The sequence below is a fragment of the Isachenkonia alkalipeptolytica genome (assembly GCF_009910325.1).
Taxonomy (GTDB): Bacteria; Bacillota; Clostridia; order Peptostreptococcales; family T1SED10-28; genus Isachenkonia; species Isachenkonia alkalipeptolytica.
This window is the reverse complement of record NZ_SUMG01000029.1, coordinates 1-20304: the sequence shown is the minus strand read 5'-3', so window position 1 is coordinate 20304 and position 20304 is coordinate 1. Positions and strand designations below refer to the sequence as shown.

Annotated in this window: 23 protein-coding genes; 22 read left to right on the top strand and 1 reads right to left on the bottom strand. The window is 41.1% G+C overall.

Annotated features, from left to right (window positions below; translation table 11 throughout):
• Positions 1-465: 465 nt before the first annotated feature.
• The 21 genes from ISALK_RS13855 (at position 466) to ISALK_RS13755 (ending at position 19345) form a co-directional block, all read left to right on the top strand.
• The gene (locus tag ISALK_RS13855; protein ID WP_160723331.1) at positions 466-1500 is read left to right on the top strand and encodes a helix-turn-helix transcriptional regulator; all 1035 of its coding nucleotides are present in this window, start codon (positions 466-468) and stop codon (positions 1498-1500) included.
• 307 nt (positions 1501-1807) lie between these two features.
• Complete coding sequence (locus ISALK_RS13850) at positions 1808-2104, top strand: helix-turn-helix domain-containing protein (protein WP_160723329.1); 297 nt, start codon at positions 1808-1810, stop codon at positions 2102-2104.
• A complete protein-coding gene (locus ISALK_RS13845) occupies positions 2101-2697 on the top strand; it encodes a hypothetical protein (RefSeq protein ID WP_160723327.1) in 597 nt (198 codons plus the stop codon). The genes ISALK_RS13850 and ISALK_RS13845 overlap by 4 nt, the downstream gene beginning before the upstream one ends.
• On the top strand, positions 2627-3391 hold the full coding sequence (locus tag ISALK_RS13840; RefSeq protein WP_160723325.1) for an ATP-binding protein: 765 nt from the start codon (positions 2627-2629) through the stop codon (positions 3389-3391). Before ISALK_RS13845 ends, ISALK_RS13840 begins: the two co-directional genes overlap by 71 nt.
• A gap of 186 nt (positions 3392-3577) precedes the next feature.
• A complete protein-coding gene (locus tag ISALK_RS13835) occupies positions 3578-3727 on the top strand; it encodes a hypothetical protein (protein ID WP_160723323.1) in 150 nt (49 codons plus the stop codon).
• A gap of 73 nt (positions 3728-3800) precedes the next feature.
• The gene (locus ISALK_RS13830; RefSeq protein WP_160723333.1) at positions 3801-4571 is read left to right on the top strand and encodes an N-acetylmuramoyl-L-alanine amidase; all 771 of its coding nucleotides are present in this window, start codon (positions 3801-3803) and stop codon (positions 4569-4571) included.
• Positions 4572-4639: 68 nt separating this feature from the next.
• The gene (locus ISALK_RS13825) at positions 4640-5077 is read left to right on the top strand and encodes a hypothetical protein (protein WP_160723321.1); all 438 of its coding nucleotides are present in this window, start codon (positions 4640-4642) and stop codon (positions 5075-5077) included.
• A gap of 180 nt (positions 5078-5257) precedes the next feature.
• Entirely contained in the window at positions 5258-5455 is a 198-nt protein-coding gene (locus ISALK_RS13820) for a DUF1659 domain-containing protein (RefSeq protein WP_160723319.1), read from the top strand.
• 123 nt (positions 5456-5578) lie between these two features.
• Positions 5579-5785 (top strand): DUF2922 domain-containing protein, encoded by a 207-nt coding sequence (locus tag ISALK_RS13815; RefSeq protein WP_160723317.1) that lies wholly within the window; start codon positions 5579-5581, stop codon positions 5783-5785.
• A gap of 91 nt (positions 5786-5876) precedes the next feature.
• Entirely contained in the window at positions 5877-6221 is a 345-nt protein-coding gene (locus tag ISALK_RS13810) for a hypothetical protein (protein ID WP_160723315.1), read from the top strand.
• Positions 6222-6333: 112 nt separating this feature from the next.
• Positions 6334-6660, top strand: a complete 327-nt coding sequence (locus tag ISALK_RS13805; RefSeq protein WP_160723313.1) for a PadR family transcriptional regulator — start codon at positions 6334-6336, stop codon at positions 6658-6660.
• Positions 6661-7344 carry a hypothetical protein gene (locus tag ISALK_RS13800; RefSeq protein ID WP_160723311.1) on the top strand — a complete coding sequence of 228 codons (684 nt, stop codon included), beginning with the start codon at positions 6661-6663 and terminating at the stop codon, positions 7342-7344.
• A gap of 132 nt (positions 7345-7476) precedes the next feature.
• Entirely contained in the window at positions 7477-8925 is a 1449-nt protein-coding gene (locus tag ISALK_RS13795) for a sensor histidine kinase (RefSeq protein WP_160723309.1), read from the top strand.
• Complete coding sequence (locus ISALK_RS13790; RefSeq protein WP_160723307.1) at positions 8912-9568, top strand: response regulator; 657 nt, start codon at positions 8912-8914, stop codon at positions 9566-9568. Before ISALK_RS13795 ends, ISALK_RS13790 begins: the two co-directional genes overlap by 14 nt.
• A 148-nt stretch (positions 9569-9716) precedes the next feature.
• Positions 9717-11009 carry an FMN-binding protein gene (locus tag ISALK_RS13785; RefSeq protein WP_160723305.1) on the top strand — a complete coding sequence of 431 codons (1293 nt, stop codon included), beginning with the start codon at positions 9717-9719 and terminating at the stop codon, positions 11007-11009.
• A 277-nt stretch (positions 11010-11286) separates the two neighbouring features.
• Complete coding sequence (locus ISALK_RS13780) at positions 11287-12450, top strand: exonuclease SbcCD subunit D (RefSeq protein WP_160723303.1); 1164 nt, start codon at positions 11287-11289, stop codon at positions 12448-12450.
• Positions 12450-15620 (top strand): AAA family ATPase, encoded by a 3171-nt coding sequence (locus tag ISALK_RS13775; protein ID WP_160723301.1) that lies wholly within the window; start codon positions 12450-12452, stop codon positions 15618-15620. Before ISALK_RS13780 ends, ISALK_RS13775 begins: the two co-directional genes overlap by 1 nt.
• A 157-nt stretch (positions 15621-15777) precedes the next feature.
• On the top strand, positions 15778-16800 hold the full coding sequence (namA, locus tag ISALK_RS13770) for an NADPH dehydrogenase NamA (RefSeq protein ID WP_160723299.1): 1023 nt from the start codon (positions 15778-15780) through the stop codon (positions 16798-16800).
• Positions 16801-16917: 117 nt separating this feature from the next.
• The gene (locus ISALK_RS13765) at positions 16918-17784 is read left to right on the top strand and encodes a VOC family protein (protein WP_160723297.1); all 867 of its coding nucleotides are present in this window, start codon (positions 16918-16920) and stop codon (positions 17782-17784) included.
• A gap of 315 nt (positions 17785-18099) precedes the next feature.
• Positions 18100-18792, top strand: a complete 693-nt coding sequence (locus ISALK_RS13760; RefSeq protein WP_160723295.1) for a zinc metallopeptidase — start codon at positions 18100-18102, stop codon at positions 18790-18792.
• A 148-nt stretch (positions 18793-18940) separates the two neighbouring features.
• Entirely contained in the window at positions 18941-19345 is a 405-nt protein-coding gene (locus tag ISALK_RS13755) for a hypothetical protein (RefSeq protein WP_160723293.1), read from the top strand.
• A gap of 112 nt (positions 19346-19457) precedes the next feature.
• Here the strand turns inward: ISALK_RS13755 and ISALK_RS13750 are convergent, their stop codons facing one another.
• Positions 19458-20012, bottom strand: a complete 555-nt coding sequence (locus ISALK_RS13750) for a hypothetical protein (protein ID WP_160723291.1) — start codon at positions 20010-20012, stop codon at positions 19458-19460.
• A gap of 135 nt (positions 20013-20147) precedes the next feature.
• Between ISALK_RS13750 and ISALK_RS13745 the strand changes: the two genes are divergently transcribed.
• Positions 20148-20304, top strand: a 157-nt coding sequence (locus ISALK_RS13745) for a transposase (protein WP_201756924.1), incomplete at its 3' end; no start/stop codon positions are given.

Below are 20304 nucleotides of genomic sequence, written 5' to 3'. Positions count from 1 at the left end.
AGTTTTTTATCATAACGTTTAGAGGTTTTCTTTCCTGTTGACACGTGATCGCTCCCTTTATTGGATTATCGTCGTACTTACATTATACAAGAAATGTTTTATACGACAACTACCCTAACATATAGGGATTGTCGTTTACATACAGTAACTTACCTAAAAACAATTGAATACAACAAATAACCGCCACAAGGCATCGGAAATCTTCGATCCTTCGGCGGTTATTTTTTTCTTGTTTTCTTTTCAATTTTTCTTTGCACCGGTCCAAGTACGGCGATTTCTTTGCAAGTAGTGTTTTTTGTGTGTATATTATTTGATTTTTCTTCAGTTGAAATAAAAGGTAAAAATAAAAATATTTTCTAGCAGGAATATCACTATCCAATGGAGAATTATATAGTCAAAATAGACTAGAAGTACTATGAGACATAGGGGTATTGTGAATCACAAAATTAACTAAGGGGGAAGTTCATGGAAAAAATGAATGGTATGCAGAAGTTCTTATGTTTCTACGAAATTATAAAGAAGTTTTCATCAGAGGAACACCCGCTGAGCTTTAATGAGATCAATAAACACATGGAGAAAGTTTGTGGTGAGAGCACGAATCGACAGGCTGTCAGAAAATACATTAAAAGTCTCCGGGAACTTGATGTGGACATCTCGGACTACGAGGAGAATGGAGAAGGATGTTATTTACGGGACCGCCATTTCGAACCTTGGGAACAAAAACTGCTAATTGATTTAGTCAGTCGAAGTTATTCGATTTCCAGGAAGCTTACGCAACGATTGATTGATAAAATTGCGGGACTTCATAACGAGTATACGGGATATGCGCTTAAAAAAGGTTTTGATATCAGCTGCACACCGAAAACCGTGAATGAAGAGGTTCCCTACACCATGGACAAAATACGAAGGGCCTATCTGGAAAAGAAGAAAGTGCGTTTTACTTGTTATGACTACGATATAACCGGCTCATTGGTCCCCCGTAAAAAAGAGGGAGTAATAAGGGAATATAAGGGAAGCCCCTATGCCCTGGTCAATAAAAAGAACTGCAGTTATGCCGTGATAAATATTGATCTCTTTGAAGATTTGTCCAACTACCGTGTGGATCGAATGAAGCAGGTAGAGGTCCTGGAAGAGGATGCCAAGCCGGTAACCGAATGTATGGGATACTCTAAGGGACTAAAACTCGAGGAATATGCCGGTAAATGCTTTAAGATGTTTGTGGGGGAAGAAATGAAAGTAACTTTGGAAATTGACAAAAGTCAAGTGAACTTTATTCATGAAGAATTGGTAGAATGGGAAAGCTCCCTGGAAAAAAATCAAGAAAAAGGTCAAGAAAAAGATGTGTATATAGTGACTTTCAACGCCCATGAAGGGGAAGGGCTGGTAAAGTGGATACTGCAGATGGGAGAACATGCCCGGGTAATGGGACCGGAAGTTCTGGTAGATCGGGTTCGGGAAAAAATTACCGCTATGAATAAGCGATATCAAGCGGAAGATTAACGTCTGTCAAAGGATGTACTAGCAATAATCGTGCCAAATACATAAAAAGGGGTGTCCGGATCCGGACACCCCTTTGGTGCTTTAGACCTGTTTTCCATGATAGAATAAACTAGAGAAAAGATACTAGTTTATTACAGTCGGAAATTAGTTGAAAATTTTCATCCCATGGGTGGAGCTAATTCATGTTTTTATATCACAGAGTGATTGAACATAATGATTAAAAATACAATGAAAAGGAGGTCAAATCCATAGGTAATAAAAAGGCAAAAGGAAAGGAAAAATAAAAAAATGAGAAGGAGTAGATGCTATGGAAGTGTATACCCCGCAGGAGGTAAAGGAAAAACTGTTTATTGGTAAAAACAAGGTTTATGAACTGTTAAAAACCGGAAAGCTTAAGCATTTTCGTGTAGGCAAGCAATATCGGATTCCCAAAAGCGAACTGGATAGATTTATGGAAAAGTACCCTAACTTCTCAGACACAACCTCATGTAGTCACTTTATTGAAGATTCCCCACCAATTACAGACATCGACGATAATACTCCCGTCAAAGCTCTATTAAAACCCATAAAAATATTTCTCGAAAGGTGGAGAAATAAATCATGAACTATATCTTACAACTAAATAGTTTTGGAGATTTTGTCACTCAATTTCCTCAACCATCGAAAGCTTTAGCGGTTTATTATGCACTGCTGCATATCAATAATAAATGTAGATGGCGCAGAGATTTTACCGTAGCAAATCTCACCCTGCAATCTTTTTGTTCGATTTCCCGCTCTGATTTACACAAAATGCGGAAAGTTTTACTGAAAAACGGGTTAATTGAATATCACAAGGGACATGGTTCCCAAGCGGGCACCTACCGTATTGTATGCCTATATGAAACACAAAGTGGTACACAAAGTGGTACACAATTAGATACACAAAGTGGTACACAAGTGGATACACAAGTAGATACACAAGTGGATACATTTATGGAGCACAACTGGAACACATTAACTAAATATAAACATAAAAATAAAGAGAAAGGTAAAAAAGAAAAGGAAACAAAAAAGGATCTTCAAGGCTCCCCAGAGGTTCAAGAAATCTCGAAAGGCTATGAAGGGTCTACAAGAAAGGAGGCCCATAATGAACTTGGAAATACCTCGACCGGAAAACCTAGTGAGCTGGATGAAAGTAAATTCCTCTATGGAAGTTAAGAAAGCGCTGCCTAAGTATCGATGTTATATATGCAAAGATTGGGGTTTGGTTCAAAATCCTAATACAAGAGAGCAGCAAGACTGCGCCTGTAAAAAAGCGCAGGATCTTAAAAGGCATATGGAAGCGTCAGGGATTTATGAGCTGGCCCGTGATAAAACTTTTGAGAAATTTCTGGTGGATAAGGGAAATCCCTTACTATGCCGGGCAAAACGGCTTGGGATGAACTATACGGAAAACTTTGAGCATAAGAAAGGCCCCCATAATTCGGTCGCATTTTTAGGGACTGTGGGGGCTGGAAAAACGCATCTGTCTTTTGCCATTGCCAATGAACTGTTAAAGAGGAATATGGATGTGGCCTATTTTCCTTATCGGGAAGAAATTACCCGGCTGAAACAAAATATTATCAACGAAAAAGTCTATCAAAACCGCATGAATATCTTTAAGAATGCCAGGGTACTGTTGCTGGATGATCTTTTTAAGGGGAAGGTGACGGAATCGGAAATCAGTATAATCTTTGAGCTGATCAATGACCGATATTTACGAAAAAAAGCCACGATCATTTCCAGTGAACTTACCATCCATCGATTAATGGACATCGATGAAGCCGTGGGCAGCCGGATTTTAGAAGTTGCCAAGGGAAGTATTATTCAGTTTCAAGAACCAAAGATGAATTACCGGTTATACGGCCAATAAAACCCGGGGATTTTCGGGGAGAAATGTATAATGTTTTGTTTTTTACGCTCCCTCTTAGTCCCTTTTAGTCCCTGTTAGTCCCTGTTAGTCCTTTTATTTGCAAAGGGTATAGACATTTGGTCACCACGAGGTATAATTAATTGTACAGCAAAGTAATTAAGAAAATTTCAGGAAAGGGGGTGACCAATGATCGTTTTGTCCAAGGAGGAATTTACACGGCGGGGCCTACGGGATCAGGGAAAACGAAAGAAAAAAGAGCACATGGAAAAAGAACAGGAGATTATCGCTTACCTGGCTCAGCAGAAAGGGAGGAAAAAGTATGAGTTGAAAAAGTGATTAGGGGACAGGGAATAAAGGGAGAAAAGGAAAGTAGAGGAATCAGGGAATATACTAAACGAAGGAGGGAATTATGAGAAAAATACGAGTGGTAATTGATCCCGGCCATGGGGGAGAAGATCGGTGGAACCGGGGGCCAACGTCTTATATCGAAGCCGATGGGATGTTAATAGTATCCAAGTACTTGCAGGAAGAGTTAGAGAAGACCGGGCATTTTGAGGTAAAGCTTACCCGGGATAAGGATCAAACCTTATCAAGGAAACAACGGGCGGAGATTGCCCGGGACTTTAAGGCGGATCTGTTCATCAGTGAACACACCAACGCCTTTAACGGCATGGCTAAGGGAACGGAAGTATATTATTCGGTGAAGCGGCCGAAAGATTTATCCCTGGCCAGTAAAATGTCCAGAGCTATCGCCACCCATTTTCGAACCAATAATCGGGGAGCAAAAACTCGGCTGACCACAAAAAGAGATGATTACTACGGGATTTTATTTTACGGGGTACTTTATCATATTCCTTCGATCCTGCTTATTGAAAGTCTCTTTCATGATCACATCAAAGAGGAGAAAATCCTTCTGGAAGACCACAATCTTCGAAATCTTGCGGAGGTTCAATGTGAGGTGATCAAGACGTACTACGGGATCAATGACGAAGGAAACAAGGTGGAGGAAAGTAAAAAGATAAGCCGGGGGGAGGAAGCTAAGAGGAGTAGCAAGGATGTGACTTCGGAGGCGCTTTACCGGGTGCAGGTCGGGGCTTTTCGCTACAAGGAAAATGCTCTTAAAATGATTGATGCTCTCGAAAATGACGGATACCCCACGTACTTGGTATCTCCGAAGTAAAGAGAGAATACCAATGTATATAAGCTGGGGCAAGGGACTGGATCAAAAATAAAAAAAAGGAGAATACTATGCCGAAATCCCAATTGATTGCCAAGATTAAGCGAATGGATGTTACCAACAAGATTCAACGAAAGCACTGGAAGCAAATGATCGGAATTACCCTGGGAGAGATTGCATTAAACGATGAAAATCTGCTGGCCATTCGAAAATTTCGTCCCAATGAAGAGGTGCTCGTGACCATAACCCCGGTGCAACGGGATATGGCCGAGGAGATGGACCGGATGAAACGTGCAAACCCCGTGGAGGGGGTGATTTCTGAAGGGGAAGGATTGCAGGATTTGCCGAATAATCCCTTGGATCTTTTAGTGGAGGATGAGGGTTATGTGGTTGATGGAGACGGGAAAGGGGAGGACGACCAGGAGCTAATCGAGATCACTGTGCTGAAAGATGGAGAAGAAGATACGTTGTGTGAGGGAGAAGAGGTGAGTAAATCCTTTGAGTTTTAATGGTAACCGCTACAAAATAATAAAGCAAGTTGCGGGAGTAAGGGAGGAGAGGTTGAAATTACAACCGTATAGTGAAGTTTTGAGAAATTTATAAATATTTGAAAAAAGTGTTGACAAAGGGGGTGACCGAGGCTATAATATACTGCCTTTAAAATCCAACCATGAAAGGAGGTGAAGAAAATGGACCGAAAAAGAATGCGGCTGCAGGTAATTGCAGGACTGGATCCCGAGGGAAATGAAATCCTACGATCACGAACTGTCAGCAACCTGAAGTTTGAAGCCCAGGACGCCAACATCAACATCGTGGCCAGTGCCTTGGGAAGCTTGATCGCAACACCGATTAAGCAGGTAACGCGGATTGAAGAAGTAGTACTGTAACAAAGCAGTAGCGTGTCAAAGCAGTATGTAACGATGTAGTACTGCTAGAGGATAGTCCATAAAAAAGGGTTATCGGAAACAGAGATTCACAGGGGAAAAAACTAACAGAAAGGAGGGAATTGAATGCCTAGACTTGAAATGAACTTTATCAACTCGGAAGGAAGCCGTACCAGACTTTCCATGAACGATGCACGGGAAGAGCTGTCAGGAGCCGAAGTAAAGAGCGCCATGGATGCCATCATTGAGCAGGACGTCTTTGATTTTGCCCAGGCACACTCTGCACGGTTGGTTCGTACAACCTACGAGGATATTGACTTACCCGTAGTATAAGGGTAGATAAAGGGTAGTTTAAGGGGCGGACATTTCTTGTTCGCCCTTTTTTCCACCCCAAAATCCGCCCGCAACAAAGGAGGAATGTCCTTTGAAACTGGAACTACTGATCATGGCGGTTATCGGAGCTATGATTGGAGAAGGGGTAAGAAAAGAATCGAACCCCTTAGAACTAAAGGTAATTATCAATATTGCCGCATCCGCTTTTTTAGCCTACCTTGCGGCCTACGGCCTGCAAAGCATGGGATCCGTCAACAACGGTATCCTAATTTCTCTGGCCGGACTCTTCGGCTATCTTGGGGATCAGTACTCTAAAGGATGGCTTCTTAAAGCCCTAAAGCGCTATGAAATGAAAGAGACTTCCCTAACTGAGTACGGGGATTCTACAGAGGAGAAAGAGAAAAGGCGGTCTACAAAAAGCGGTAACAGGAAGTAAAGAAACCCTTAAGGGCATTGTGAAATGATCCTTAAGGGTTTATACTTGACATTCTTAACTACTATGCTATACAATGTAGTTAACTATCATGTAATGCAAAGTAGGTGTAGCCATGTTTGATCGAAGACAACTGTTAAAGGGAACCCTTGAGGGGTGCATACTAAAAATCATTGAAGCCGAGGAAACCTACGGCTATGAAATTGTGTCGCAACTTCGAAGGTTTGGTTTTGAGGATGCTAAAGAGGGGACCATCTATCCGATACTGCTTCGTTTAGAGAAAAAAGAACTGATTGATTCTACGTATAAGGCTTCACCACTGGGGCCGAAGAGGAAATATTATGGACTATCCAAAAAAGGTAAGGAATTTCTGATGGAATTTGAGGAAAACTGGAATCAGGTAAAAGATACGGTGGATACCATTTTAAAGGGGGAAAAGTAGATGCTACTTAAATATAGTCGAATTAAGAAAAAACTGAAGGATAGTAATTGGCTCAAGTTACGTGATCTGCCCGAGGAAGACCGGGAAATGATAAAAAAAGTTATGAAAAGTCTGGGTATTTTTCGTGTAAATTCCTTCGATGCCCAGTTGATTTTGAAGGATCTAATCGGCATGTCCCAGGAGATGGAGCTTCGGGATTCAAGTCTTAAAGTGGAAATCGGAGAGGATCTGACCGGATATGTGAATGAACTGGTGGAGAATTCGAAAGGGGCTTCTCCGTTAGAATACATTACTTATTTTGGAAAACGTGTTTTTTTAGCAATGTTTATGATTACCTTATTTATCGGTTTTCTTTTTACTGATGGAAGTTGGCGGGGACCTCTTCCTATTATATTGTTTTTTCTTGGGATTAATATTTTTGGTGAAATTTATCATGGAATCATTGTACCGAATTATAATATAGAAAAAGGTATCCGCAGAAGAATACCCGATTTAATCTTTGTTATCATTGCAGCACCTATTATTATATTAACGACCCCAAGCGCATTCGCGGAAAGTGTATTCAAAGTCAATTATCAGCTTTTATCCGGCGTTTTCGGAATGATTTACTTAGGTTGTAAAATCGGTCATTTATGGGCAGAAAAACAATTGATTGAAGGAAGAGAGCATTTGGTGGAAGAATAACCTGTACAATTAACACTGTTTAATGAGAAGTAAAAGAAAATATGGTAAGATAGAAAAAAGTGTTTTGAAACATAAACGTATCAATTATAAAGATTATCACTATAAAGATTACCACGAAAAGGAATGAAAAAGATGAGTACACAAATAACTTTTATCCTTTATCTCTTATACGGATTTGTTTTTATACTGATGGGGGTAATCATTTTTCAGCAAAGGAATAAGGAGCTTAGCGGATTTCCCATACTTCGTACCCTTCCGCTTCTCGGGATGTTCGGTATTATTCACGGAATATCGGAATGGGTTACCATGGCCCAGATCGCCGGTCTTTATCAGGAATATTCCGGAATCATTTTGGCGGTAAAGGGATTTTTAAAAGTGCTATCCTTTTACTTCTTATTTCGATTTGCCCTGATGACCCTACCAAGAAGCGATGGAAGTACTGCAAACAGAAACCTTCGCCGAATCCTGGAGAAAATTCCCCTGATTTTGTTTTTAGCCTGGGTTTTGCGATTTGGGATTCTTTATGGCTTCTATGGTATCGACTATATGATGGAAAACCGTATGGGGAGTGTCATCATTAATCGATATTTAATGTCTTTTCCCGCAGGGATCATTGCCTTTATCGGACTCTTTCGCAGTGGAAGAAAGATTCAGCGTATGCATTATCAGGATCTCCATCGATGGTATTACGGGCTTGCCATAGCCGTCCTTTCCTATGGAGTTTTTGACGGCTTATTTGTCCGGAAAATGGATTTCTTTCCCGCAAGTATTCTGAACAATCAGCTTTTCTTAGAAGTTACGGGAGTTCCTATTCAAGTGGTGAAAATCATTATGGGAATTTTGATGACCTATTTTGTCGTGCAGATTTCCCGGGTTTTTGAAGGGGAAAAAAGAGCTCTGATTGATCAAATGTTGAAGGATCGTGCCGTGGAAGTGGAACGGGAAAAAATCAACCGGGAGATTCATGACCGGATAATTCAAAAGATGTATGGCGCGGGGCTAAAAATTGAAGCTTACTTGGGAAAAGAAAACAAATCTTATTTACAGGAAGCCAATCAGGATTTGCAACAGGGGATTAAGGAAGCCAGAAATATTATCTCTAAAACCATCATCGAAGATTATCATTCCAAGGATCTGGAAAGTGTGATCATGGACTTTATTAGATGGAAGGAAAAAGAGGTGGATTTTGAAATTATTTTTGATCAGCAGGTCCCCACCTTATATAAGGGTAAGGATTCGAAAGAAAAAGTTACACAGATCTATTATATCCTTCATGAAGCGGTAACCAATGCAGCGAAACACAGTGGCGCGTCGAAACTTTGGATTCGATTGAGGGGAGAATATGACCGTTTAACCATGGAAATTCAGGACAACGGTTCAGGGTTTAAGCCGGAGATCGAAAATAGTGAAGAATTTATTGAAAGAAAGACCGAGGGCTCCGGTGGCATAAAAATGGGCCTTGAGATTATGAAAGATCGTGCGGAGGAAATCGGCGGAACACTGGCGATCAATAGTGACAAGAATGGAACTACCATTTGTCTGGATATACAGTGGGGAGGAGATCAGGATGAAGAAGAGTGACACTGAAAATAGCATGGATATAAAATTATTGATTATTGAAGATCATGAGGTAGTCCGGCAAGGACTGCGCATGGTACTGGAAACCGACGATGAAATCCGTGTGGTGGGGGAAGCCGGAGATGGGCGGAACATTGAAGGATTAATGGAGTCCACGGATCCTAATATGATCCTTTTGGATATGGAACTACCCTTTATTCATGGGGTAACCCTCTGTAAATCCATCAAAACCCGCTGGCCAAAAGTAAAAGTGTTAATCCTTACCGCTTATCTCAACGATAATTTGGTCATCGAGGCGATTCGTGGGGGAGCCGACGGCTATTTGCTAAAAGACATTGAACGGGAGAAATTGATTACAAATATTAAAGAAACTTTTCAAGGGAAAAAAGCTCTGGATTCATCCATGACAAAAACCCTGTTTGAAAATATTCAGGATCCGAAAAAACGGCTTTTTAAGGAACTGACCCTTTCAGAGGAAGCACTCTTGGAAGAAATTGCAAAGGGTAAAACCAACAAAGAAATTGCAAGGACCATGGACCTTGCGGAAAAAACCGTTCGAAATTACAGCTCCAAATTATTTCGAAAAATAGGGGTGGATAACCGTACCGAAGCTTCTAACTATTATCATCAACGAGTGGATAAGTAAGGACAAATGTCCCTAAAAAAGGACGTATTCCAATCTTCTTTTTATGCCTAAATTGTAATATGATGAGCTTAAGTTAAAAATTGCTTTGATACGTTTAGTTTTTAACAAACGGAATCTAGCTATTACACAAAAAGGAGATGAAAGAGACATGAAAAAACAATGGATTTTATTATTAGTATTACTACTGACTATGAGTCTGGCAATTATGGGATGTGGTGACGAAGATGCAGAAGCCGATGAAGAAAACGGAGAAGAAGTTGTAGGCGAAAACGGTGAAGACGATGGTGAAGAAGATGCCGTTGAAGAAGAGGAAGTGGACGAAGTTGTGGAAGGGGAATACCCTAACGGAACTTACCGAGGAATTTTTGAAGACGGTGGAGACCAACAGGTATCCATTCAGTTTAGCGTAGAAGACGGAAACCTTCATGACGTTCGATTCCGACACCTTTATTACGGAGGGACGGATTACAGTGAGTTGGAAGAAGGCGACGCTTTATACGGAATTGTTGAGCAACATGAGCAAATCGCCGAATATTTTGAAGGAAAGCCTGTATCCTCTATTACTGATTTGTATAATCCAGGAGATTTTGTAGATGATGTGGATGCAGCAACGGGGGCTACTTTACGAGGAAACAAGGTTCTATCTGCTATGGTGGATGGACTGAACCGAGGATTGTATAGCCCGGATGCAGACTATACTTTAGACCTTCCTGATTATCAAGATGGAACTTATCGAGGAATTTATGGAGATGGTGGAGACCAACAGGTATCAATTCAATTTAGTTTAGAAGATGGAAACATCTATGACATGAGCTTCAGACACTTATATTATGGAGGAACCGATTACCGAGAGTTAGAAGAAGGTGACGCCCTTTATGGAATTGTTGAACAACACGAACAAATTGCCGAGTACTTTGAAGGAAAAGCACTCAATGATATTGCAGAGCTTCACAATCCGGGAGATTTTGTGGATGATGTAGACGCAGCCACCGGAGCAACCATAAGAGCAAATAAAGTATATTCTGCGATTCGAGATGGCCTGAATCGAGGAATTTACTCTCCTGCTAACGGATATTCCACAGACCTTCTTGAAGATGTAGAAGACGGACGATACCGAGGAACTTTTGGAGATAGAGGATACCAGCAAGTATCCGTGCAGTTCTATGTAGAAGATGGTATGATTAATGACTTAAGTTATCGACACTTATACCACTCTGACAATGATTACAGAGAAATGGAAGAAGGAGATGCTTTATACGGAATTTATGAACAGCATCTTCAGATTGCAGAATACCTTGAAGGACAACCTTTAGAGACTATCTATGATCTGCATACTCCCGGAGATTTTGTGGATGATGTGGATGTAGCAACCGGAGCGACCATCCGATCAAACAAAGTATTCTCTGCAATTATGAACGGACTTAGTAGAGGAATCTACTAAACAAATTAGTAAATTATTTTAATCCCCTTAACTTAATGCATGACAGCACCCATCGGGTGCTGTCTGTTTTTTTGCAATAATATAACTTAAAGGCCAGAATCCTACAAATAGGTAAAAGTTTGCAAAAAACGCATCTACGTAATTACTTTTGAGACGATTTTTTGAAACATGAAGGATGCTGTATGGACAGTTGGAAGGGACTCATGTAAAATAAACTAAAGACAAAATTCGATAATGATTGCTTTGAAAAAAACCAACGGGAAAGGGATGAAAGCCCATGAAAATACTGCATACAGGAGACTGGCATATTGGAAAGCTGGTACACGGACTACATATGACTGAAGATCAGGAATATTTACTACAAGAATTGATTGAACTCTTAAAAACAGAAGAGGTGGACGTATTAATCATCGCAGGGGATGTGTACGATCGCTCTATTCCTCCAACCGAGGCGGTGGAGTTGTTAGATGATGTGTTATCAAAAGTTGTGTTGGACCTGGGGATCAAAGTTATTATGATCTCGGGAAACCATGACAGTCCCGACCGCTTGGATTTTGGCAGTAAGCTGCTTCGAGACCGGGGACTGCATATTGTGGGGAAACTTCAAAAGCGTATTGAACCGGTGATCCTTGAGGATGAATACGGCGAGGTTCATTTTTACCCCATCCCCTTTAGTGAACCGGCGGTGGTAAAAGCCCTTTATCAAAAGGATGCGCTTACAAACCATGATATGGCCATGAAAACGGTTTTAGCCCCTATTACGGAAAAGCTCGATAAAAAGATTAGAAACATCTGCATAAGCCATGCCTTTGTGGTGGGAACGGAAGAACCGGAAACCAGCGAATCGGAACGCCCGTTAAGTATTGGCGGATCAGAGTACGTCACTGCCGAGTATTATCATCCATTTGATTATGTTGCTTTGGGTCATCTTCACCGACCACAAAAAGTTTCAAAAGAAAGCATCCGCTACGCCGGATCCTTACTGAAGTATTCTTTTTCCGAAGCGAAACAGAAAAAATCCGTCACCTTAATTGATTTGAAGGAAAAAGGGGAAATGACCATCGACGAGAGAGTCCTAAAACCGTGGCGGGACCTTCGGGTGATTGAAGGGGATCTGGAGGATTTGATGAATCCGGAAGTCTACAGCCTCGGGAATACGGAGGATTATATCCATGCCATTTTAACGGACCCGGGCTCTCTTTATGAACCGATGCAAAAACTACGGTCTGTTTATCCTAACATCCTGCAGCTGGAAAGAGTAAGGATGGAGCTTCTGGGAGACCAAGGGGATGAAGTTGTAGAGATGAAAGGAAAAAACCCTAGGGAACTGTTTTTGGAGTTTTACCGAAAAGTTACAGGGGAAGAAGAGCCGACAAAAGAGGCTTTAAAGTATTTTTCAGAAGTTTACGAAGAACTTGAGCGGGAAGAGAGGGATGCCTAATGAAGCCCATTAAATTAACCATGAGTGCCTTTGGACCCTATCAAGAAACGGAGGTCATCGATTTTCGGGAGTTAAAGGAACATCACTTATTTTTGATCACCGGCCCTACGGGAGCGGGAAAAACTTCGATTTTCGATGGGATCTGCTATGCCCTTTATGGGGAGACCAGCGGTACTGATCGACCGGAAAAAAGCATCCGCTGTCAGAGCGCATCCTCAGAAGTACTGACGGAAGTGGAATTCACCTTTCAACTGAAAGGTAAGGAATATACGGTTCACCGACGTCCAAAGCAGGAACGACGGAAAAAAAGCGGAGAGGGAATGACGGAAGCCCCGGGGGAAGCCACCCTTCATCTGCCAAAGGAGGAGCGGCCGATTACCGGAATTACCGATGTTACCGGAAAGATCACCTCCCTTTTAGGACTGGAGCTTAGCCAGTTTCGCCAAATCATGATGATCCCCCAGGGAGAATTTCGTAAGCTTTTAGTGGCGCCATCCAACGAGCGAACGGAGATCTTAAAACGGATCTTCAAAACCCATCTTTACAGCGATTTACAACGAAAGTTTAAGGAAAAAAGTCGGGACCTTGAGAAAAAGATGGAGCAAAAAGTGTTGCAACGGAAAAATGAACTGTTAAAACTGGCCTATGATCCCGGTGCATCTTGGGGAGAAGAAGTTCATCAAGAGCTTCAAAAAGATGACCTTAACATTGATCGAATAATTGTGCTGGTAAGTACCAGCCTTCAGGCCGATACGGAAACCTTGATAAATTTTCAAAAGATCAAAGAAGAAGAAGAACAAAAACAGAGAAAACTTTATGAAGAGCGGCAAAAGGCAGTGGACAACAATCAAAAACTAAAGGATCTTGAGGTGCTGGAAAAAGAATTGAAGCAACTGGAAGAACAAAAAGAGACCATCAAGAAAAAGGAAGAGGATCTCGAAAAAATCCAAAAGGCGGAGAAGGTAGAGCCGAAACGGAGATACTATCTGGAGCGGAATAAGGGAGTAGAGAAAAAGCAAAAGGGGATCATAGAGGAAAAAGAAGCCCTTGAAACCCTGAAAAAAGAGCTTGAAACCCTGGAGCAAGAAAAGAAGGAAGTCACCTCCGAATTCTATACAAAGGATCTGGAAAATCTTAAAAAAGAAGCCTCCAAGTTGGAAGAATATCAAACAGTGCTAAAGGAGGTTAAAGGAATTAATGGAGAGTACAAAGAGGCGGATAAACGTCAAAAAAAGGCTTTAGAAGAACTTAGGGCAATCAAAGATCAACTGGAGAAATATAAAAAAGACATGGAAGCCAACCAAAAGGTCATGGAAAAATATAAGGGCGCGGAAAAAGAGCTTTACGAAAAAGAAAGGGAACGATCAGCCCTTAAGCAGTTGATTACGCTGCTGCAAAAAACGGAAAAGAGCATGATAAACCTTAGCAAGCTAGAAGAAGATGTAAAAACGAAGGCGTCGGCTTTTGAAAAACTTGAAGAATTATGGGAAAAGGCAAATCACAACTGGAATGAAAAAAGGAGACGCTATCATCTTAATCAAGCGGCATATCTAGCGAAGAAATTGGAGCTGGGAAAACCCTGCCCCGTATGTGGGAGCGAAGACCATCCTGTGCCTGCGGAGTTTTCCGAGAAAGCCTGTTCCATAGAAGAAGTGGACCAAGCAGAAGCGATCGCAAACGACAGGGCAGTAGCGAAAAACAATGCTCAAATGGCTTTGGAAACTGCCAAAACCCGAAAAATCAGCGAAGAGGAAGTGGTGGAAAGTTACTACGTTGAACTGACTAAAATGCTGGAGACAGATCGGGATATCTTATCCGATGATGTTGGGCTCTCAAAGGAAATCACAGTAATATCTCAGATTAAGGAAGAACAGGAAAGAGAAGAAGAATTCCTAAATCAAGCTATCAAACAACTGAAAAAAGATCATAAAACCTATGAAGAAGCGGAAAAGAAAAAAGAAGACCTTCATAAGGAACTTACAGCCCTGACGGAACAGGAAGAAAAGGCTAAGGAAAAAGTACAAAATGAAGAAAATATCGTGAATCAACTTGAAACCCGACGGGAGACCATGCTGAAAAACATCCCCCAAGAACTGAGAGAAGAAGAGGCTCTTACAAATAGAGAAGAGCAGGTTGCATCGGTACTGAAGGAAAAAGAAACCAGAAAGGATAAAATCCTGGAGAACTATCAGAAAAAACATGATGAGAAAACTACCATGACAGCCTCCATCAACACCGGAGAAAAAACGTTGAAAGATCTAAGGGAACATCTTGATTATGAGAAAAAGCTTTATGAAAAAGCGCTGAATGAACAACATATCACAGAAGAGGAATACTTAAACTACGAAATGGAAATTCCCCAAAAGAAGGGAATCGAAAAGGAACTGAAGGATTATCACGATGCCCTTGGTAACAAAAAAGCCGCGATCGTCCAGCAAAAATCAGGAATTAAAGACTTTGAAATGGCAAAAATTGAGGTATTGGACCAGCGGATTGAAGATTCAAAAGAAGCCCTTAGAAAACTTCAAGATGAAATGGATATCATCAAACAGCGGAAATTATCTAATAAAACCGTAATTGATAATGTAGAAAAATTGAATAAGGATATGGAAAAAGAGGAGAAGGCGTTTAAGACCTTGGGTCATATATCCGATGTGATCAGCGGGAATAATGAAATGAAAATGCCCTTTGAACGGTTTATCCTACGAAGTTATTTAAGGGACGTACTAACCGCCGCCAATCTTCGGTTTACTTCTATGACCAATGGGAGATACAGGTTAAAACTTGCAGATAGTGTGGAAGACCGACGGACAAGCGGCGGACTGGACCTGGAAGTATTTGACCGTTACACCGGCCTTCCCCGGTCCGTGAAAACCCTATCCGGGGGTGAAAGCTTCAAAGCTTCACTTTCCATGGCCCTCGGCCTTGCGGAAGTGGTGCAGTCCCATGCCGGCGGTATTATGCTGGATACGGTCTTTATCGATGAAGGGTTCGGAACTTTGGATCAGGAATCCTTAGACAGTGCCATTAATTGCCTGATCGACTTACAGGACGCTGGTCGTCTAGTGGGAATCATTTCCCATGTGGAAGAATTGAAAGAGCGGATTCAGGCACAACTACTGGTTCAGGGAGACGAAAGCGGCAGTTGGACGAAATTTCGGGTGAATTAGAAGCGTTTGCCGGGATCAATGTTTTCACCAAGGAAAACTTGGGTATATAAAATCTTAAGTATTTCGATGATCTAAATAAAAATCAGTGACATACAACAAATCTATAACGCTAGCAAAAGATCATTGGCTCAAAAGGCAATTATGAGGAGGAAAACAGATGGCTAAATTATTTACTGAGGGAAGATTAAAAGATCTTACGCTAAAAAACCGCATCGTTATGGCACCGATGTGCATGTATAGCTCCGACGATACAGGTTTTGTAAAGGAATTTCATAAAATGCATTATGGAGGAAGAGCTTTAGGCGGTACCGGTCTAATCATACTGGAAGCCACCGCCGTAGAGAAACGGGGAAGGATTTCCGCGGAGGATCTTGGAATATGGTCCGACAAGCACATTCAGCCCTTAAAGGAACTTGTGGATTTTATTCATGAATCCGGAGCAAAAGCCGGTATTCAATTAGGTCATGCTGGTAGAAAATGCGCAGTTGCCTCGGAGACCATCATCAGCCCTGCGGATGCTCCTTTTAGTGAGGACTATCAGGAACCGGTTAATATGACAAATGAAATGATCAATGAGGTTATCAAAGCCTTCGGTGAAGGGGCAAGACGGGCGGAGGAAGCTGGATTTGACACCATTGAAATCCATGGTGCCCACGGATATTTAATCAATCAATTTTTATCACCCCTGACCAATCAGCGAAAGGATGAGTATGGGGGAACTATACAAAATCGCACCCGTTTCTTAAAAGAAATTTTGGAAGAAGTTCACCGGCATTGGCCTTCAAGAAAACCGGTAATTCTTCGAATTTCAGCGGAGGACTACGTCAAAGAGGGAAATCATCCTGAGGATTTGGCCCGGATGATTAACCTGGTTAAAGAGATTGGATTGGATTTAATCAATGTCAGCTCCGGTGGAGCGGTTGTTGCAAAAATCAAACCTTACCCCGGTTATCAAATGCATTTTGCGGAAAAAATCAAGGAATTGACAGAACTTCCGGTGATGGCTGGAGGTCTGGTTACACGAGGAGAAATGGCAGAGGAAGCCCTGCAAAATAACCGAGCGGATTACATTTTTCTCGGTCGGGAGCTCCTTCGAAATTCCCATTGGCCTCAGGATGCGGCAAAAATTTTAAAACATGAAATGGAAGCCCCTAAACAGTATGAGCGGGCATATCGATAATATATTGTTGAGGCTATTAAAAATATCAACAGTGGAGAGATGATCAAATCTAAATAACGGGGTATACTAAGGGTAAATTGTCAGGTTGATGATCGAAAGGTTCAAGGAGGTTTTATTATGAAAAAAATCATTCCGGTGATCTGGTTTGAAAAAGAGGGAGAACAAGCGGCGGAATATTATACGTCCATTTTTCCAAACAGTAGGTTAAAAGAATCCGTATACGGACCTGAGGGGAATCTTATTACTAGGAGTTTTGAAATTGCCGATACAGAGTTTAGTATACTAAATGGCGGTATGAACATTGATAAGAACCCTTCCATTTCTTTTACGGTAAAATTGAATGGCAAGGAAGAAATTGATCGAATCTGGAAGGAGCTATCTAAAGAAGGGGATGTTTTAATGCCCTTGGATTCCTATGATTTTAGCGAATACTACGGATGGGTGCAGGATACCTACGGAGTTAGCTGGCAATTGATGTTTACGGAGAAAAAAGAAATTTCGGTAGTACCCGGACTTTTATTTACCAAGGAAAGGTACAAAGAAGCGGAAAATGCAATTCGTAAATACACCGGAGTTTTTGATAACAGCCAAATTGACGATTTGTATTATTATGGTGAAGAACAGCTGATCGAAGATAAGGATGCCTTAATGCATGGTGCCTTTCAATTAGAAAATCAAATCTTCAGTGCCATGGACAGCGGATTGGACCACGCATTTACCTTTAATGAAGGAATATCTCTAATGGTATTGGTGGATTCCCAGAAAGAAATCGACGAGCTATGGGATAAACTCTCAGCGGTTGCTGAAGAAGAGCGGTGCGGTTGGTTAAAGGATGAATTCGGCGTTTCCTGGCAGGTTGTACCGAGAGTTTTAAACACGTATCTCCGGGATGAAGATAATGTACGAGCTAAGCGTGTAATGGATGCCATGCTGGAGATGAAAAAAATGGAAATCAACCTCCTAGAGGAAGCCTATAAGGGATAAAAGTCTACAAAATTATAGGTATATAAAGGAGTTGTAAAATGTTCACAATAACAACAGATAAGCTTGAAGTCTACTCTCTTTGGGTAGGCTTTTTATTTTTCTACTGTTAAAATATCTTGTTGATTTTAAATAATCTTAAAGTGATTGCTAATAAACCATCGCTTTAAGACTAATAAATCATAATAGTGTATAATTTTCCGGTAATAAAGAACCGATACGCTAAAGTTTTTCTTTTTTAAAAACTTGATAAAAGTTCATAATGAGTTCATGAAAGCATGGTAGGATTGAACAAATATCAGTAAAGGAGTTGATTTTATGTATTTTCCTATGTTTTTTGATCCCACTATGCTGATTCTGATACCGGGAATTTTACTTACAATGTACGCCCAACGACAGGTGAAATCGAATTTTGCTCGGTATCTAAAAGTACCTACTATGAAAGGTCACACAGGAATTGAAGTAGCAAGAAGTCTACTGGATCGTAATGATTTGTCTCATGTAAGAATTGAAAATGCCAAAGGAGAATTAGGAGATCATTACGACCCTCGAACAGAAACACTTCGACTATCCCAGCAGGTTGGGCGAGGTTCTTCCATCGCTTCGGTTAGTGTTGCCGCCCATGAGGTTGGACATGCCATCCAACATGGACTAGGGTACAAACCCTTGAGTTTTCGAAACTTAATTCTACCCGCGGCAAAATTCGGATCCTCCGCCGCATGGATATTTCTAATTGTAGGCCTGTTGATTCCATCTATGGGAGAGTTGATGACCGTAGGAATCTATTTATTCGCGGTAGCGGTGCTTTTTCAAGTGATTACCCTGCCGGTGGAATTTAATGCCAGTAACCGGGCGATGAATCTTTTACAGGCAGACGGTTATTTAATTGCTGAAGAGGAAAAAGGGGCGAAGGCGGTGCTGAACGCCGCTGCACTTACCTACGTCGCAGCAATGGCAACTGCGGTGCTACAGCTCTTAAGAATGATCATGATTGCAAGAAGAAGGCGATAACAAGAGGTAGTGAAACAAAAAATAAAAAAAATAAAAATCAATATCCGTCTTTAGACGGAGAGTATTACCTTCCTCCGACTGTTAACCCAAAAGTTAATTCAAGGTAAAATTATATCAAAGTATAAAAGCAGGAAGGGATGCGGAGATTATGGGCAATACAATGATAAAAAAAAGCAAAGGGATTATGGCTTTAGGGGTGTTACTCCTTCTTCTTTTAGTGGGTTGCAGTACTTCAAACTTAAAAATAGGTTATATTTCTTCGGGAGTCGGCAACACACTTACTGCCTCCTACTACTATTTTGACGGGATAGAAAGCCGTAAGATTGAGGGAGAACCAGGGGAAATTATCACTATTGCTTACAATTCGGAAGTGAAAAAGGGAAATCTGGAGATGAAGATTGAAAGCCCTACAGGAGAAGTATACCCTCTCCCTACCGAACATAATTCCGAGGAAATAGTGGAGATTCCTGTTGATAAGACCGGAACTTTTCGACTGATTGTAATGGGGGAACGTACCAGAGGGTCTTTTAGTGTCAGTTGGTCGGCGATATAAATATTTTATATGGATATTTGGAATGATAAAAATACCTGCGATGGTCCTTTTATGGGTTTGCAGGTTTTTTTATTTTTTACAATCCTCTATAAACCTGGGAAGGGTAATGAACTTATCCTGATTTGAAAAATCCTATGCCATGGTTAATGATCAGTAGTATTAAAACCAAGAAACTTGCTCCAATGCTTAACCATTTAGCCATTGTAAATAATGGAACAATATAAAGAAGGGAAGGGATTTTTTCAGGATACATAAACATTACCAGTGAGGCACCGGAATTTTCAAAGAAGTCCAGAGCGACTCCCAAAATCGGTAGTAAAACCAGGTAGCGAGCCCGAGGGTCCTTTAATTTCTGAAGGAAAAAAGCAATAGCCGACCATAGAAACAAGCCGTAGGCAAGGGGCCAGATAATATCAAAGGTGAATCGGGAACGAATATAGTAAGCTCTCCCCTCCGGACCAAAATTCCGAGCGATATGATAAAGGTCTTCGCCGGAATAGATAAAGGAAGTATCCGGTGCAGTGGTATCGCCAAAATAATGTGCGGATCTTGATGCTTCACTAGGGAGAATAAAAAGGATAAACAGCATAAAGATAATAAAAGTAATCCAAACTTTTATGCCACTATTACCGGAGTAGGATTTATTAATAATAGAATTTAACCGCAATGCCGAGAAGTCTCCCTCCTCTTAGCCTTCCTTACTCACAAAGTGAGCGCGTAGGTGGGAGATGAATCGGTGGTTTTGACCTTGAAAAGTGGGTATGAATAAATCAGTAGATTAAGCCTAAATGAGGTGATAATCATGCAGTTGGACAGCAACAAACATTCAGTATTTCTGATGAATTATCATCTGGTATTGGTCAGCAAATATCGACGCAAAGTCTTTGATGGGAAAGTTTCAGAACGAGCAAAAGAAATTTTTTCTTATATAGCACCGAACTACAATATCACACTAGTGG

Coding starts and splice junctions, on each gene's coding strand:
- ISALK_RS13780 (WP_160723303.1), top strand. CDS start 11,287: ATGAAAATACTGCATACAGGAGACTGGCATATTGGAAAGCTGGTACAC.
- ISALK_RS13800 (WP_160723311.1), top strand. CDS start 6,661: ATGCTACTTAAATATAGTCGAATTAAGAAAAAACTGAAGGATAGTAAT.
- namA (WP_160723299.1), top strand. CDS start 15,778: ATGGCTAAATTATTTACTGAGGGAAGATTAAAAGATCTTACGCTAAAA.
- ISALK_RS13785 (WP_160723305.1), top strand. CDS start 9,717: ATGAAAAAACAATGGATTTTATTATTAGTATTACTACTGACTATGAGT.
- ISALK_RS13820 (WP_160723319.1), top strand. CDS start 5,258: ATGGACCGAAAAAGAATGCGGCTGCAGGTAATTGCAGGACTGGATCCC.
- ISALK_RS13855 (WP_160723331.1), top strand. CDS start 466: ATGGAAAAAATGAATGGTATGCAGAAGTTCTTATGTTTCTACGAAATT.
- ISALK_RS13825 (WP_160723321.1), top strand. CDS start 4,640: ATGCCGAAATCCCAATTGATTGCCAAGATTAAGCGAATGGATGTTACC.
- ISALK_RS13815 (WP_160723317.1), top strand. CDS start 5,579: ATGCCTAGACTTGAAATGAACTTTATCAACTCGGAAGGAAGCCGTACC.
- ISALK_RS13795 (WP_160723309.1), top strand. CDS start 7,477: ATGAGTACACAAATAACTTTTATCCTTTATCTCTTATACGGATTTGTT.
- ISALK_RS13790 (WP_160723307.1), top strand. CDS start 8,912: ATGAAGAAGAGTGACACTGAAAATAGCATGGATATAAAATTATTGATT.
- ISALK_RS13840 (WP_160723325.1), top strand. CDS start 2,627: ATGAACTTGGAAATACCTCGACCGGAAAACCTAGTGAGCTGGATGAAA.
- ISALK_RS13835 (WP_160723323.1), top strand. CDS start 3,578: ATGATCGTTTTGTCCAAGGAGGAATTTACACGGCGGGGCCTACGGGAT.
- ISALK_RS13775 (WP_160723301.1), top strand. CDS start 12,450: ATGAAGCCCATTAAATTAACCATGAGTGCCTTTGGACCCTATCAAGAA.
- ISALK_RS13805 (WP_160723313.1), top strand. CDS start 6,334: ATGTTTGATCGAAGACAACTGTTAAAGGGAACCCTTGAGGGGTGCATA.
- ISALK_RS13845 (WP_160723327.1), top strand. CDS start 2,101: ATGAACTATATCTTACAACTAAATAGTTTTGGAGATTTTGTCACTCAA.
- ISALK_RS13850 (WP_160723329.1), top strand. CDS start 1,808: ATGGAAGTGTATACCCCGCAGGAGGTAAAGGAAAAACTGTTTATTGGT.
- ISALK_RS13765 (WP_160723297.1), top strand. CDS start 16,918: ATGAAAAAAATCATTCCGGTGATCTGGTTTGAAAAAGAGGGAGAACAA.
- ISALK_RS13830 (WP_160723333.1), top strand. CDS start 3,801: ATGAGAAAAATACGAGTGGTAATTGATCCCGGCCATGGGGGAGAAGAT.
- ISALK_RS13755 (WP_160723293.1), top strand. CDS start 18,941: ATGGGCAATACAATGATAAAAAAAAGCAAAGGGATTATGGCTTTAGGG.
- ISALK_RS13760 (WP_160723295.1), top strand. CDS start 18,100: ATGTATTTTCCTATGTTTTTTGATCCCACTATGCTGATTCTGATACCG.